Genomic DNA, 13,813 nt, shown 5'->3' with positions numbered 1-13,813 from the left:
GGGGCCTTTCAGAAGCCGGGGAGCAGGCTCACGACGAGGTCGATGAGCTTGATGCCGATGAAGGGGACGATGACGCCGCCGAGCCCGTAGACCAGCAGGTTGCGGCTGAGGATGCTCGACGCGCTCGCCGCGCGGTATTTCACTCCGCGGAGGGCGAGGGGGATGAGCACGATGATCACGATCGCGTTGAAGATGATCGCGCTGGTGACCGCGGATGCCGGGGAGTGCAGCCCCATGATGTTCAGCACCGCAAGGCCCGGGAACACCCCCATGAACATCGCCGGGATGATCGCGAAGTACTTCGCGATGTCGTTGGCGAGCGAGAACGTCGTGAGCGCGCCGCGGGTGATGAGCAGCTGCTTGCCGATGCGGACGATGTCGATGAGCTTGGTCGGGTCGGAATCGAGGTCGACCATGTTGCCGGCCTCTTTCGCCGCCGACGTGCCGGTGTTCATCGCGACGCCGACGTCGGCCTGAGCCAGGGCCGGAGCGTCGTTCGTGCCGTCGCCGGTCATGGCGACGAGGTTGCCGCCCTCCTGCTCGCGCTGGATGAGGGCGAGCTTGTCTTCGGGCGTCGCCTCGGCGAGGAAGTCGTCGACCCCCGCCTCGGCCGCGATGGCCTTGGCGGTGAGGGGGTTGTCGCCCGTGATCATCACGGTGCGGATTCCCATCGCGCGAAGCTCCTCGAAGCGCTCGCGCAGACCGTCCTTCACGACGTCCTTGAGGTGGATGACGCCGAGCACGCGCCCCTCGCCGCCCGACAGCGTCGCCACGACCAGGGGCGTGCCGCCCGACTGGGCGATGGCATCCGTCTCGCTCTGCAGTTGCGCGCGCAGCGCCTCGGGAACGGGGGAGCCGGATGCCGCGAGCCAGGCCACGACGGCGGCCGCGGCGCCCTTGCGCACCTGCGTGCCGTCGACGAGGTCGAGGCCCGACATGCGGGTCTGCGCCGTGAACGGCACGGGTTCGGCGCCCCGGGGCATCTCGGCGACGATGCCCTGCGCCGCTGCCAGCTCGACCACCGACACGCCCTCGGGCGTGGGGTCGGCCTGCGACGACAGCGAGGCGTACTCCGCGAGCAGCGGCCCCCCGACGCCGTCGAGAGGGACGAACGCCGACGCCCGCCGGTTGCCGTAGGTGATCGTGCCGGTCTTATCCAGCAGCAGGGTCGTGACGTCTCCCGCGGCCTCGACGGCGCGCCCCGACATGGCCAGCACGTTCCGCTGCACGAGACGATCCATGCCGGCGATGCCGATCGCGCTCAGGAGGGCCCCGATGGTGGTGGGGATGAGGCACACGAGCAGCGCCACCAGCACGGGGATCGATACCGGGGATGCCGCGTACGAGGCGATCGGGTTCAGCACCAGCACGACCGCGACGAAGACGATCGACAGGCTCGCCAGCAGGATGTTCAGCGCGATCTCGTTGGGCGTGCGCTGGCGCGACGCGCCCTCGACGAGCGCGATCATGCGGTCGACGAAGGTCTCGCCGGGCTTCGACGTGATTCTCACCACGATCCGGTCGCTGAGCACCCGCGTGCCGCCGGTGACGGCGCTGCGGTCGCCGCCCGATTCGCGCACGACCGGGGCGGACTCGCCGGTGATCGCCGACTCGTCTACGGTGGCGATGCCGTTGACGATGTCGCCGTCGCCGGGGATCAGCTCGCCGGCCTCGACGAGCACGATGTCGCCGACGCGCAGGTCGCCCGAGGGGACACCTTCGGTCGCGGCGTTCGAGGCCGAGGGGTCTTGGGGCGAATACGCGACCACGCGGCGGGCCGAGGTCGTCGTGCGGGTCTTTCGCAGCGTCGCTGCCTGCGCCTTGCCGCGGCCCTCGGCGACGGCCTCTGCGATGTTCGCGAAGAACACCGTGAGCCACAGCCACACGGCGATGCCCCACGTGAAGCCGAACGGGAGGCCGGTGTCGCCGCCGAGGAACGGCTCCGCGATCGCGATGAGCGTGGTCAGGGCCGCACCGACCCACACGAGGAACATCACGGGGTTGCGCCACTGCGCGGCGGGGTTGAGCTTCTTCGCGGCGCCCGGGAGCGCGGCGACGATCTGCGCGGCGCTGAAGGCGCGGCGGGGTGTATCGGCGGCGGGCGCTTCGGCGGCCGGGGCGTGGGTGAGCGTGGACATCAGCGGGCAAGTCCTTCGGCGAGGGGTCCGAGGGTGAGGACCGGGAAGTAGGTGAGTGCCGTCACGATCACGGCCACGCCGGCCAGCAGTCCGGCGAACTGCGGGCGATGCGTCGGCAGGGTTCCGGCGGTCGAGGGCACGGCATCCTGTGCCGCGAGCGCACCCGCGAGGGCCAGCACGAACACGATCGGCAAGAAGCGGCCGAGCAGCATCGCGACGCCCAACGCGGTGTTGAACCACGGGGTGTTCGCGGTGAGCCCCGCGAAGGCCGAGCCGTTGTTGTTCGCCGCCGAGGTGAAGGCGTACAGCACCTCGCTCAGGCCGTGCACGCCCGGGTTCAGGATCGACGTCGTCTCGACATCGGAACGGATGCCGGGAATGCCGAAGCTCAGCGCCGTCCCCGCCAGCACGAGCGTGGGCGTGACGAGGATGTACAGGCTCGCGAGCTTGATCTCGCGCGGTCCGATCTTCTTGCCGAGGTACTCGGGGGTGCGACCGATGAGCAATCCGCCGACGAACACCGCGATCACGGCGAGGATCAGCATGCCGTACAGGCCCGAGCCGACACCGCCGGGGGCGATCTCGCCGAGCATCATGTTGAGCATCGGCATCCCACCGCCCAGCGCCGTGTAGCTGTCGTGCATCGAGTTGACGGCACCGGTCGAGGTCAGGGTGCTCGCGGAGCCGAACAGCGTCGAGCCGAAGATGCCGAAGCGCACCTCCTTGCCCTCCATCGCGCCGCCCGCGAGCTGCGGGGCGGCGCCGGCACCGGCCAGCTCGGCCCAGGTGAGCAGGGCGGTGGATGCCACGAAGATCGCGCCCATGACGCCGAGGATCGTGTAGCCCTGGCGGTCGTCGCCGACCATGCGGCCGAACGCGCGGGGGAGCGAGAACGGGATCACGAGCATGAGGAAGATCGAGAACAGACTCGTCCAGGGTGCGGGATTCTCGAACGGGTGCGCCGAGTTGACGTTGAAGATGCCGCCGCCGTTCGTGCCGAGCAGCTTGATCGCCTCTTGGGATGCCACCGGCCCACCCGGGATCGACTGTGCGGCGCCGGCGAGGGTCGTGGCATCCGTGAATCCGGAGAGGTTCTGGATGACCCCGCCCGCGAGCAGGACGATCGCCGCGACGACCGAGAACGGCAGCAGCAGGCGGTAGGTGCCGCGCACGAGGTCGACCCAGAAGTTGCCGATCACCCCGCTCCGGCGATACGCGAAGCCGCGCACGAGAGCGACGGCCACGGCGATGCCGACGGCGGCGCTGACGAAGTTCTGCACCGTGAGGGCGGCGAACTGCACCGTGTAGCCGAGCGTGGACTCGCCGCCGTACGACTGCCAGTTGGTGTTCGTGACGAACGAGACGGCCGTGTTGAACGACAGTGCCTCACTCGGGGCGTCCAGGCCCAGTGAGTACGGCAGCACCGGCTGCAGGCGCATGATCGCGTAGACGATCACGACGCCGACGAACGAGAACAGCAGCACCGAACGCAGGTACGCCTGCCAGGTCTGCCCGCTGCGTGCGTCGACGCCGATGAGGCGGTAGGTGCCGCGTTCGACGGCGAGGTCGCGCTCGCCGGTGTAGACGCGGGCGATGTAGTCGCCGAGCGGGCGGTAGGCCAGACCCAGGGCGACGATCAGGGTGAGGCTGGTCAGGACGATCGCCATGTCAGAACTTCTCGGGGCGGACGAGGGCGACCACGAGGTACACCACGGCGGCGACCGCGAGGACGGCGGCGAGGATCGAGAAGAAGATCACGGGCGGTCCCCGCTCTCACGGGTGGGAGCCGCCGCTCCCGGATGCGAGGTGGTGCGGGGCGACGAGGAACGGGGCTCCGGTCCCAGCTTCTCGACCCCCTTCCGCGACGAGGGCGACCAGCGCGAAGAGCGCGGCGGTCGCGGCGAGGAAGAGGGCATCGAGCACGGTGACTCCAAGTTCGGTGATCCGCGGACGGGACGCGGGCGCCGCGGGGCGGCACGCGTATCGATCCAACTGTGCCGGGTCGTGGCATCCGAGCGTCCTAACGGTTTCCCTACGGGGGCGTAGACGGACGTATACGGGCTGCTTACGGGCGTGGGAGCGAGCACGACTCCTGCACCGCGGCGGTTCCGAGGCCGTCTTCCGGCGGATCAGGGTGGGGATGCCGGGGTCGTGCACGGGCAGGGGCGACGCCCGACGGGCGCATGATGGACTCATGCTCGCTTCCGACGGCCCCGGCGTCCCCGTCGGTGCGGGGCTCGTGATCCCGGAGTCGGAGCTGTCGTGGCGGTTCTCGCGGTCGTCGGGTCCGGGCGGTCAGAGCGTGAACACCGCCGACTCGCGGGTGGAGCTGATCTGGGATGCCGCGCGGTCGAGCGCCTTGTCCCGCGTGCAGCGCGAGCGGCTCGCCGACCGGCTGAGCGGTCGCCTCGTCGACGGGGTGCTGACGATCGCCGCGGCGGAGCACCGCCAGCAGGTGCGCAATCGCGACGCCGCACGCGCACGCTTGGCGGCGATGGTCGCCGAGGCCGTGCGGGCGCCGGCTCCGCCGCGGCGGGCGACGAAGCCCACCCGCGGATCGACCGAGCGCCGCCTGCAGGCCAAGCAGCGGCGCACCGACGTCAAGCGCATGCGTCGGCGCCCGACCGACTGACGGGTCCGTGCCGCAGCGCCCTCGGCCGCACACCCGGGCGCTTCGGGAAGGCGTCCTGGTGCTTCCGGCGCTCAGCGGGGCAGCACCGTCCGGGCGCGCCCGGCCTCAGTCTCCCGCGCCCGAGCCCGCCCCACCCTCGGCGCGGCGACGGCGCACCTGCTCCTCGAGGTCGGCGAGGTGCATCTCGCGCTCGAGGTCGGCGATCTGCTGCTCGGTCGTGCGCGCGTCGTGCCGGGGCGCGGGTGCGTTCGAGGGAGCGGGCGTCTTCTGCCACCCCCGCGGGTCGCCGAACGACATCGGCGTCGAGCGTGGCTCGTACTCCCGGCCGAGCGCGAACCACAGGATCGATCCGATCAGCGGCAGCAGCACGATGAAGAACACCCACACGAACTTCGGCATGTGCTTGACCTGGTCGTCGCGTCGTGTGATGGCGTCGATCAACGCGATGACCATGACGGTGAGTGTCAGCAGGGCGAGGATCGGCATGCCCTCCACCCTCTCGCGAAGTCCCGTCGGCGTCTACCGCCGCCTCACGCGCGGGCCGGGCTCCCGCCGTCGCGGGCTCCCGCCATCCGGGGCTCCCGCGGTCCGGGGGCTCCCGCGACGCCGAACGCCCCCACCGGTGCGGCAGGGACGTTCGGAACGGCTCAGGAGGCCGAGCCGGGCGGCGTCTTGCGCGGGAAGTGCGGGGGTACCTGGGCGACCGGCTGGCCACCGCGCTGTTGGCCCGGGAGGGGGCGTGAACGGCGACCGTAGATGACCTCGGAGGAGTCGAGCAGCCACGGCACCAGGGTGATCGACACGCCGTGCACGAGCATGAGCTGCTGCGCGAGGCGGCGGGAGCGGCGGTTGTGCAGGATCGACTCCCACCAGTGGCCGACGATGAACTGCGGCAGATACACCGTGACGACCGCGGAGCCGTGCTTCTCGCGGTAGCTCTTGATGAAGCTCGACACCGGCGAGGTGTAGGTGCGGTACGGCGACTCGATGATCACGAGCGGGATCGGCATGTCGTGTGAGGCCCACTCGCGTTGCAGCTCGTTCGCCTCTTCCTCCGTGATGGCGACGTGCACCGCGAGGGTCTTGTCGTGCTTGGCGGCGAGGGCGTAGTCGATCGCCTTCATGACCGGCTTCTGCAGGCGGTTCACGAGGATGATCGCCACGTCGCCCGACGAGCCGAAGTGCACCGTGTCATCCATCTGGATCTCGTGCTCGACGTCGCGGTAGTTTACCGGTTCACGCCGATCATCAGCACGGCGAGGATCGGGATCGCGATGAACACCAGCCACGCGCCGTGCGTGAACTTCGTGATGGTGACGATGACCAGCACGAGCACGGTCATCGCCGCGCCGAGGGAGTTGATCCACAGGCCGGAGATCGCCGAGCGGCGCTCGATCGCCGCGGACTGCTGCTTCGCCGCCGCGGACGGAAGGTCTTTCAGGCCCCGCAGCACGCGGCGCCAATGCTTGACCATGCCGACCTGACCGAGCGAGAACGACACGAACACGCCGATGATGTACAGCTGGATCAGCGTGGTGAGGTTGGCCTGGTAGACGATCAGCACCCCGATGGCGACGATGCCGAGGATGATCATGCCGTTCGAGTACACGAGGCGGTCGCCGCGGGTGTTCAGGGCCTTGGGGGCGTACCCGTCGCGGGCGAGCACCGCGCCCAGCAGCGGGAAGCCGTTGAACGCGGTGTTGGCGGCCAGCAGCAGCACGCACGCGGTGGCGGCCTGGATGATGAAGAACGGGATGCTGTTCATGCCGAACGTGGCCGCGGCGACCTGCGCCATGAGGCTCGGTTGCGGGTTGTTCGCGCAGTCGAAGCCGATGAGGTGGCACGGGTTCTCGGCGTAGTGCACCCCGGCGATCAAAGCGAGCGCCGTCAGACCCGAGAACAGCAGGATGGCGATGCCGCCCATCATGCTCAGCGTCGTCTGGGCGTTGCGGATCTTCGGCATGCGGAAAGCGGGCACGCCGTTGGACACGGCCTCCACGCCCGTCAGGGCCGAGCAGCCGCTCGAGAAGGCGCGCAGCACGAGCAGAATCAGCGCCGCTTGCGTGAGCGACTCGGCTTGCACCGCGTATTGGGCGCTCTCGGCGATCGGCGCGTCACCGAACAGCGTGCGGGCGAGACCGACGACGATCATCACCGCGACCGATCCGATGAACAGGTAGGTCGGGATCGCGAAGACGCTCGACGCCTCGCGCACGCCGCGGAGATTCACGATGACGATGAGGATGACGAAGCCGACCGCGATCTCGACGCGGAACGGGTTGAGCTCGGGCAGCGCCGAGATGATGTTGTCGACCCCGGATGCCACCGACACGGCCACCGTGAGCACGTAGTCGACGAGCAGGGCCGCCGCCACCACGACACCGGGCACCTCGCCGAGGTTCTTGCTGGCGACCTCGTAGTCACCGCCGCCCGAGGGGTACGCCTTGATGAGCTGTCGGTAGCTGAGCACCACCACGATGAGCAGCACCACGACGGCTATGGCGACCCATGGGCTGAGAGTCAGCAGGGCCGTTCCGCCGATGAGCAGGATCATCAGCAGCTCCTGCGGGGCATAGGCGACGGAGGAGAGGGCGTCGGAGGCGAAGATCGGCAGCGCCATCTTCTTGGGGAGGAGCTGCTCGTCGAGTTTCTCCGACGTGAGCGGCTCGCCGAGGAGGATGCGCTTGGCGATCGGCGTCTCTTCGCCGGCATCGCGACTTTCGTCAGTCACGGCGCGCGACATTACGCGTCCTGGGGTCTGGGCGCAATCCGACGCGCACGTCGTTCACGGCATGGTAGCCAGACCGTGACGGACGGCGAGCGGCCACGCGGTGCTCCCGTCCGCCGCATCGGGCGCTTCAGCGCGCAGCGGCCGCTCGGGCAATGGCGGTCGCGAGGGCGTCCGCGCCGGCGTGATCATCGGCACTGATCGTCACGACCGCCTCGCTCGCGAACACGATCAGCTGCCCGTACGCGCCGTGCAGCCGCCACGCGTCGCCAGGACCGTCCCACCCCGCCAGGGCGTAGCGGCGGTAGCCGTCGCCCGTGCCGCCGGTGTCGATCCACCGCGAGTGCATGGCATCCACGATCCCCGGCGACACCAGGCGCTCGCCGCGCCACTCGCCCCGGTCGCGAATCAGCAGACCCAGGCGTGCCATCTCTTCGGTGCGCAGCGAGAGACCCTCGCCCCCGAGCACGCGGCCGTTCGGGCAGCGGTTCCATGTGATCTCGTTCAGTCCGAGCGGGGCGAACAGGCGCGGACCGAGGTACTCCGCGACATCGCCGACGCGCTGCGCCAGCACGTGCATCGCGGTGTAGGTACTGGCGTTGGAGTACTGGAAGAGGCGACCGAGGGAGGGGCGGGAGAGGAACTCCGCCGCGACATCGGTGGTGTCGGTCATCATCGTCGGAGACCACGGGTAGTCGATGCCGCTCGACATCGAGAGCAGGTGCCGCAACGTCAGGTCGGGGGCGCGCGCGGGGACGATGTCCGCGACGGGTCCGTCGAGGTCGATGAGCCCCTCGTCGGCGGCGATGCCGGCGGCCAGCACGCTCACCGCCTTGGCCACCGAGTGGATCTCGCGGCGTTCGTCGGAACTCCACCCGTGCGTGGCGGTGGCATCGCCGACGCGCACGTGGAGTCCGTGGGCACGGAACCCGGTGGTGTCGATGTGTGCGGCGAGGGTGTCGGCAAGAGCAGCTGCGGCGGTCATTCGGCCCTTCCTGGCACGTGTTGATCCCGAACCACGGTTGCACATGCCTCGACGCGGAAGGGATTGCGGTTGCGAGGGTCCGGTCGTCGAGCCTCGAGAAGGCGAGAAGTTCTGCACGCACCCGCGCGCGGAGCGAACGACGGGACTGCTCGTTCGACGGTGATCGCCTCCGTCGGAGGATCTACGGTCATCGAGTATCGCGGTGTCGTCTCGACACCGGCCGCACTCGGTTCAGTGCCGCCGTGCGGGCGCGCCGCTTAGGCTGGTCACGAAGGAGTCCGATGTCGTCGAGAGCAGGGCGCGCGCAGCGCGTGGGTCGCGGTGCCGCCGCGGCATCGCTCGCGACCTTCGTCGCGACCGTCTCTCACTCCTCCGTGGGCACCGAGGTGCCACCCGCGCTCAACATCGCGCTCGCCCTGTGCCTGGCCGCACCCGTGTGCGTGCTGCTGGCGGGGCGGTCGCTGTCGTGGTGGCGCCTGTCGATCGCCGTCGTGCTGAGCCAGGCGTTGTTCCACTCCCTGCTCGTGCTCGACCTGCAGGGCGGGGGTGCCGTCGTCGCCGGCTCCGGACACCACGGCGCCGCCGCCATCCTCGACGCCGCGGCCGCACCGCACCTGCCGGCCGCGCACGCGTCGCACTCGCCGTGGATGTGGGCGGCTCACGCGCTCGCGGCGGTCGTCACCGTCGTCGCCCTCGGCCGCGGTGAGCAGGCGGTGCAGGCGGTCGTGCGCTTCCTCGTCGCGGTCGTGCGCGCTCTGCGGCCGTTCCTGGGGCTGACGCCCGAGGTGCACGGTGCGAACACGGCGCCCGAGCCGCCGCTGCTGACGATGGCGATGACGATGTTGTCGCCGATGAGGCATCGGGGTCCGCCGCTCGCGGCGTGACCTCCACAACCCCTCATCCTTCGCGCGCACCGTGTCTGTTCGGCGTGCGCATCCGCAGAAAGCAGCAACATGTCTCGCAAGACCACTCTTCGTCGTACCCTCGTGGGTCTGGCCGCCGGCGCGGCCCTCGCGATCGGCGTGCCGTTGGCGGCATCCGCCCACGTCACCGTCAACCCGAACACCGCCACTCCGGGCAGCTACGCCACGGTGAACTTCCGCGTTCCGACCGAGTCGGAGACGGCATCCACCGTCAAGCTCGAGGTGACCCTGCCCACCGACACCCCGCTGAGCGCGGTGCTCGTGCAGCCCGTTCCGGGGTGGACCGCCACCGTCGAGAAGGGCGCGCTGCCCGCGCCCGTCGAGGTCGACGGCAACACCCTCACCGAGGCGCCGCTGAGGATCGTGTGGCAGGCCGATCCCGGCGTCGGCATCGGGCAGGACCAGTTCCAGATCTTCTCGGCCGTGCTCGGACCGGTGCCCGATACCGGGCATCTCGTGCTCCCGGCCGAGCAGACCTACTCCGATGGCTCGGTCGTCGACTGGGCGGCGACGCCCGACCAGGTCGCCGCCGACGACACGCTGGAGCCGGCACCGGTGCTCTACATCAACGACACCCCGCCCACGGCCGGGCACAGCCACGGCGCCCACGCCACGGCATCCGCTGCGCCGACCGCGCATGACGCCGCACCGGCGTCGTCGGGCGACTCCTCGGGCCTCGCGCTCGGCCTGAGCATCGCGGCGCTGGTCGTGGCGGCCGCCGGTGCCGTGCTCGGCGCCCTCGCGTTCGCTCGCCGTTCGAAGCGCAGCTGAGCATGCGCGCACCGAACGCCGTCGTGCGGGCCCTGGCCGTGGGGGCGATCGTGGTCGCCGCCGTGACGGGTGGGGCGCAGGCCGCGTCGGCTCACGACAGCCTCGTCGCCACCTCGCCCGCCGACGGTGCGTCGGTGTCGTCGCTGTCGGAGGTGACGCTCGACTTCAGTGCCAACCTGCTCGGGTACGACGGCGGCAACATCGTCATCGTGCTCGGTCCCGACGGTCGTCACTACGAGACCGACTGCGTGGGGCTGGCGGGTCCGACCCTCACCGTTCCGGTCGCCCTCGGCGCGCCGGGGACGTACACCGTCGAGTGGCGCGCGGTGTCGTCGGACGGGCACCCCGTCTCGGGCACCTTCGCGTTCACCTCGACGGGGGCGAGCACCTCGGCCGGCTCGAGCGACTCGCCCTGCGCGAGCGCGGCCGATGCGACCGAGGCGCCGTCGACCGAGCCGTCGTCGAACGGCGCGGCGATGCCCGGTCTCGCGCTCGGCCTGCTCGTCGGCGGCGGTGCGGTCGTCGTCGTCGGCGTCGTCGTGTTCGTCATCCTGGGCAGGCGCACCCGCGAGGAGTGACGCCCCGGCGTCCCACGGCGACCGTCGTGCGGACATCGCGGCCGACACCCCGGCATCCGGTCACCCCGGACCGGGGTGTCGCGCCGCGACTCCGCACGACGGCTCGACGGCAGACGGCCCGACGGCACGACGCCCCGACCGCACCACCCCGGGCAGGATGCCGCGGACTACAGGTTCTGCCCCGACACCGCGAACGTGTCGCAGGCGTTCACCCCGCCCTGACGGCCCTCGTCCAACCAGCGCTGGCGTTGCTCGCTCGAGCCGTGCGTCCAGCTCTCGGGGTTGACCACCCCGCCGGACTCGATCTGGATGTGATCGTCGCCGACGGCGGCCGCCGCGGCCAGCGCGTCGGTGATCTGCTGCTGCGTCGGCGGCTCGAGGTACGGCGTACCGTTCTCGTCGACCTGCTCGCCCGCGGCGGCGACCCACGCCCCCGCGTAGCAATCGGCCTGCAGCTCCGTGCGCACGCCGTTGCTGTCGGGGCCGGTGCCGTTGGCGGGATGCTGCTGCATGACCCCGGTGAGGTTCTGCACGTGGTGCCCGTACTCGTGGGCGAGCACGTACAGCTGCGCGAGCGGACCCGCGGTGGTGTCGTACTGCTCCCGCAGCAGGGCGAAGAAGGTGGGGTCGACGTACACCGTCTGCTCGGGCGGGCAGTAGAACGGCCCGGTCGCGTTGGATGCGGCGCCGCACTGCGTCGAGGTGGCGCCGTCGACGATGATCAGCTGCGGCGGGGTGTAGCCCTCCAGGCGCTCCTGCCAGAACTGGTCCACACTGAGCGACGCGGCCGCGAGTCGGCACGCGTCGTCACCGTTGGCATCCTGCCCCGTCCGGCAGCTGGTCAGTGCTTCGCCACCGCCCGACGTGCCGGCGGGTGCACCCCCGCCACCGATCAGACCCGTGAGGTCGGTGCCGGTGAAGAACGAGAAGAGCAGCACCACGATCGCGCCGAGGCCCACCGTGCCGCCACCGACAGCGGCCACGGTTCCCCCGCGGCGTCTGGCGGTGTTGTTGCCGACGCGGGCATTGTCGTTGAACGTCACGCCCGACACCGTATGCCGGACGATCTCGGCGGCGGGAGGGGCTGGACTTCGGCGGCGCGGCCGCTCTCGCACGAAATCCCGGTCGCGTCAGCGCTGCGTGATCGGGGTCGTCTCGACGTCGAACTGGCCGAACGGGAACGGCGAGAAGAGCGAGAACGAACGCCAGTCGTCGACGTGCAGGGTCATGATCGCGATCCAGCTCACGGCCAGGGCCACCAGGGTCACCACGACCAACGCCATGCGCGCGTTGTTCAGGATGCCGAGAGCCTGGGGCACATCGTCGGCCCGGCGCAGCACCCGGGTGAGCGAACCGATCACGATGAACGCCATGATCACGAACAGCAGGGGGCTCGGGCTCATGGTGACGGTGCCGCACAGCGGCTCGACGTCGGTCGGTGCGCCGTCGGCGCCGATGTAGCCGTCGCCGCTGGAGGCGACGCCGCCGGAGCAGCTGCTGTGCGAGCCTCTTATGAACATCCCCGCCGCCGTCGCGGCGACGACGCCCCAGATCAGCAGGGAGCGGATGGCGGCGACGATCTCCGCTCCGGGCAGCAGCAGCAGCGGCGTCGCGGTCGTCGTGTCGGGCGTGCGGGAATCGGTCATGGCGTCCTCCGGGGGGATGGGCGTCGTCCCACCCTCACACGCGTCGCCGCTCGTGTCGACCCTTCCCGCACGATCGTCAGCCGAGGAACTCCCGTGCGGCGACCACCAGGTTCTCGACGCCGCGGTCGATCGTCGGCTGCAGGACGGGGGCGAAGAACGGCGAGTGGTTCGTCGGGATGTCGCGCTCGATCGTGCCGCCGGCCAGGGCATCGGCGAAGGTCTGCGGGTCGACTCCGCCCCAGAACCAGAACACCAGCGGGGCACCCGATTCGCGCGCGAACCACGACACGTCCTCGCTGCCGGTGAACATGCCCGGGTCGACGACGCTGGTCTCGCCGAACGCGCGGCGGAAGGCGCCGGTGAGCCGGGCCGTGGCCTCGGGGTCGTTGATCGTCGGGGGGAGGGTGTGGTCGGTGGTGATCGTCGGGGTCTGCTCGGCACCCGAGGCGTCGGCCTCGGCGCGGATGATGCGCTCGACCTTGCCGAGCACACGTTCGCGCGCGGCGTCGTCGGGGTAGCGCAGGCTGAGCTCGAGCTTCGCCTCGGCCGGGATGATGTTGTTCTTCAGCCCCGCGTGGATCGAGCCGACCGTGACGACGGCCACGTCGCGCGGGTCGACCTCACGCGAGACGACGGTCTGCAGACGCATGACGGTGGCGGCGGCCATGACGATCGGGTCGATCGTGGAGTGCGGACGCGAACCGTGACCGCCGCGGCCGTGCATGACGACGGTGAGACCGTCGGACGCCGCCATCTGCGTGCCGGGTCGCACTCCGATCGTGCCCGCGGGCAGCGGCGTCACGTGCTGACCGAGCACGATGTCGGGCTTCGGGTAGCGCTCCAGCACTCCGTCGGCGATCATCGCCTGCGACCCGGCGCCGTACTCCTCGGCCGGCTGGAACACCGCGACGACCGTGCCCGACCACTCGTCGGCGGTCGCCACGAGACGCTCGAGCGCCCCGATGAGAGCGGTGACGTGCATGTCGTGTCCGCACGCGTGCATCACGGGCACGGCGTTGCCGGCGGGGTCGGTGCCCCGCGCGGTGCTGGCGTAGGCCAGGCCGGTCTGCTCCTCGACCGGGAGGCCGTCCATGTCGGCGCGCAGCCAGACGACGGGGCCGTCGCCGTTGTCGATGCGGGTGACCAGGCCGGTGCGGCCCACTCCCTCTTCCACCTCGAGGCCGAGGTCGGCGAGGTGCCGGGCGATGACGCCGGCGGTCCGCGTCTCTTGGAACGACAGCTCGGGGTGGGCGTGCAGGTCGGTGTACAGGCTCTCGAGGTCGACGCTCATCCTCCGAGCCTAGTTCGCGCGGCTTCGCCGTCGGCGGTCTCCGCGCCCGCTGCCGCACTCGCCCGCCCCCCTCCGTTGAGTGTCCGGGACACGCCGTGTGGCCGGTGCCCCGTGCGGCGTG

Annotated in this window: 13 protein-coding genes and 1 pseudogene; 4 read left to right on the top strand and 10 right to left on the bottom strand. The window is 70.7% G+C overall.

Features of this window, described 5'->3' with window-relative positions; all coding sequences use genetic code 11:
• Nucleotides 1-8: 8 nt before the first annotated feature.
• From kdpB to QE412_RS11845, 4 genes are read right to left on the bottom strand one after another with little or no spacing between them, the layout of a single operon-like run.
• Complete coding sequence (gene kdpB / locus QE412_RS11860; protein ID WP_307483899.1) at nt 9-2,138, bottom strand: potassium-transporting ATPase subunit KdpB; 2,130 nt, start codon at nt 2,136-2,138, stop codon at nt 9-11.
• A complete protein-coding gene (gene kdpA / locus QE412_RS11855; protein ID WP_307483896.1) occupies nt 2,138-3,805 on the bottom strand; it encodes a potassium-transporting ATPase subunit KdpA in 1,668 nt (555 codons plus the stop codon). The genes kdpB and kdpA overlap by 1 nt, the downstream gene beginning before the upstream one ends.
• 1 nt (nt 3,806) lies before the next feature.
• On the bottom strand, nt 3,807-3,896 hold the full coding sequence (gene kdpF / locus QE412_RS11850) for a K(+)-transporting ATPase subunit F (RefSeq protein ID WP_074696280.1): 90 nt from the start codon (nt 3,894-3,896) through the stop codon (nt 3,807-3,809).
• A 15-nt stretch (nt 3,897-3,911) separates the two neighbouring features.
• Nucleotides 3,912-4,061 (bottom strand): hypothetical protein, encoded by a 150-nt coding sequence (locus tag QE412_RS11845; RefSeq protein ID WP_307483893.1) that lies wholly within the window; start codon nt 4,059-4,061, stop codon nt 3,912-3,914.
• A gap of 271 nt (nt 4,062-4,332) precedes the next feature.
• Between QE412_RS11845 and arfB the strand changes: the two genes are divergently transcribed.
• Entirely contained in the window at nt 4,333-4,770 is a 438-nt protein-coding gene (arfB, locus tag QE412_RS11840; RefSeq protein WP_307483890.1) for an alternative ribosome rescue aminoacyl-tRNA hydrolase ArfB, read from the top strand.
• 105 nt (nt 4,771-4,875) lie between these two features.
• On the opposite strand, the gene QE412_RS11835 is transcribed toward arfB, so the two are convergent.
• The 3 genes and pseudogenes from QE412_RS11835 to QE412_RS11825 all read right to left on the bottom strand — a co-directional run bounded on the left by QE412_RS11835 (nt 4,876) and on the right by QE412_RS11825 (nt 8,483).
• Nucleotides 4,876-5,256 (bottom strand): PLD nuclease N-terminal domain-containing protein, encoded by a 381-nt coding sequence (locus tag QE412_RS11835; protein ID WP_307483887.1) that lies wholly within the window; start codon nt 5,254-5,256, stop codon nt 4,876-4,878.
• Nucleotides 5,257-5,417: 161 nt separating this feature from the next.
• Nucleotides 5,418-7,513, bottom strand: a pseudogene (locus QE412_RS11830) (APC family permease).
• 115 nt (nt 7,514-7,628) lie between these two features.
• Nucleotides 7,629-8,483 carry a serine hydrolase domain-containing protein gene (locus tag QE412_RS11825; RefSeq protein ID WP_307483884.1) on the bottom strand — a complete coding sequence of 285 codons (855 nt, stop codon included), beginning with the start codon at nt 8,481-8,483 and terminating at the stop codon, nt 7,629-7,631.
• Between the two features lie 281 nt (nt 8,484-8,764).
• On the opposite strand from QE412_RS11825, the gene QE412_RS11820 reads away from it, so the two are divergent.
• The 3 genes from QE412_RS11820 to QE412_RS11810 all read left to right on the top strand — a co-directional run bounded on the left by QE412_RS11820 (nt 8,765) and on the right by QE412_RS11810 (nt 10,755).
• Complete coding sequence (locus QE412_RS11820; RefSeq protein ID WP_307483881.1) at nt 8,765-9,367, top strand: hypothetical protein; 603 nt, start codon at nt 8,765-8,767, stop codon at nt 9,365-9,367.
• 69 nt (nt 9,368-9,436) lie between these two features.
• Nucleotides 9,437-10,177, top strand: coding sequence for a YcnI family copper-binding membrane protein (locus QE412_RS11815; protein WP_307483878.1), 741 nt, complete (start codon nt 9,437-9,439; stop codon nt 10,175-10,177).
• 2 nt (nt 10,178-10,179) lie between these two features.
• Complete coding sequence (locus QE412_RS11810; protein ID WP_307483875.1) at nt 10,180-10,755, top strand: copper resistance CopC family protein; 576 nt, start codon at nt 10,180-10,182, stop codon at nt 10,753-10,755.
• Nucleotides 10,756-10,922: 167 nt separating this feature from the next.
• Here QE412_RS11810 and ypfJ read toward each other — a convergent pair whose 3' ends face one another.
• The 3 genes from ypfJ to QE412_RS11795 all read right to left on the bottom strand — a co-directional run bounded on the left by ypfJ (nt 10,923) and on the right by QE412_RS11795 (nt 13,692).
• Complete coding sequence (gene ypfJ, locus QE412_RS11805; RefSeq protein ID WP_307483872.1) at nt 10,923-11,798, bottom strand: KPN_02809 family neutral zinc metallopeptidase; 876 nt, start codon at nt 11,796-11,798, stop codon at nt 10,923-10,925.
• 87 nt (nt 11,799-11,885) lie between these two features.
• Entirely contained in the window at nt 11,886-12,401 is a 516-nt protein-coding gene (locus tag QE412_RS11800) for a hypothetical protein (protein WP_307483870.1), read from the bottom strand.
• A gap of 76 nt (nt 12,402-12,477) precedes the next feature.
• Nucleotides 12,478-13,692 (bottom strand): amidohydrolase, encoded by a 1,215-nt coding sequence (locus QE412_RS11795; RefSeq protein WP_307483866.1) that lies wholly within the window; start codon nt 13,690-13,692, stop codon nt 12,478-12,480.
• Nucleotides 13,693-13,813: the final 121 nt, after the last annotated feature.

Origin of the sequence: Microbacterium trichothecenolyticum (genome assembly GCF_030818955.1) — a bacterium.
GTDB lineage: Bacteria > Actinomycetota > Actinomycetes > Actinomycetales > Microbacteriaceae > Microbacterium > Microbacterium trichothecenolyticum_B.
The sequence above is the reverse complement of the archived record's forward strand: the minus strand, read 5'-3'. Positions and strand labels throughout refer to the sequence as shown.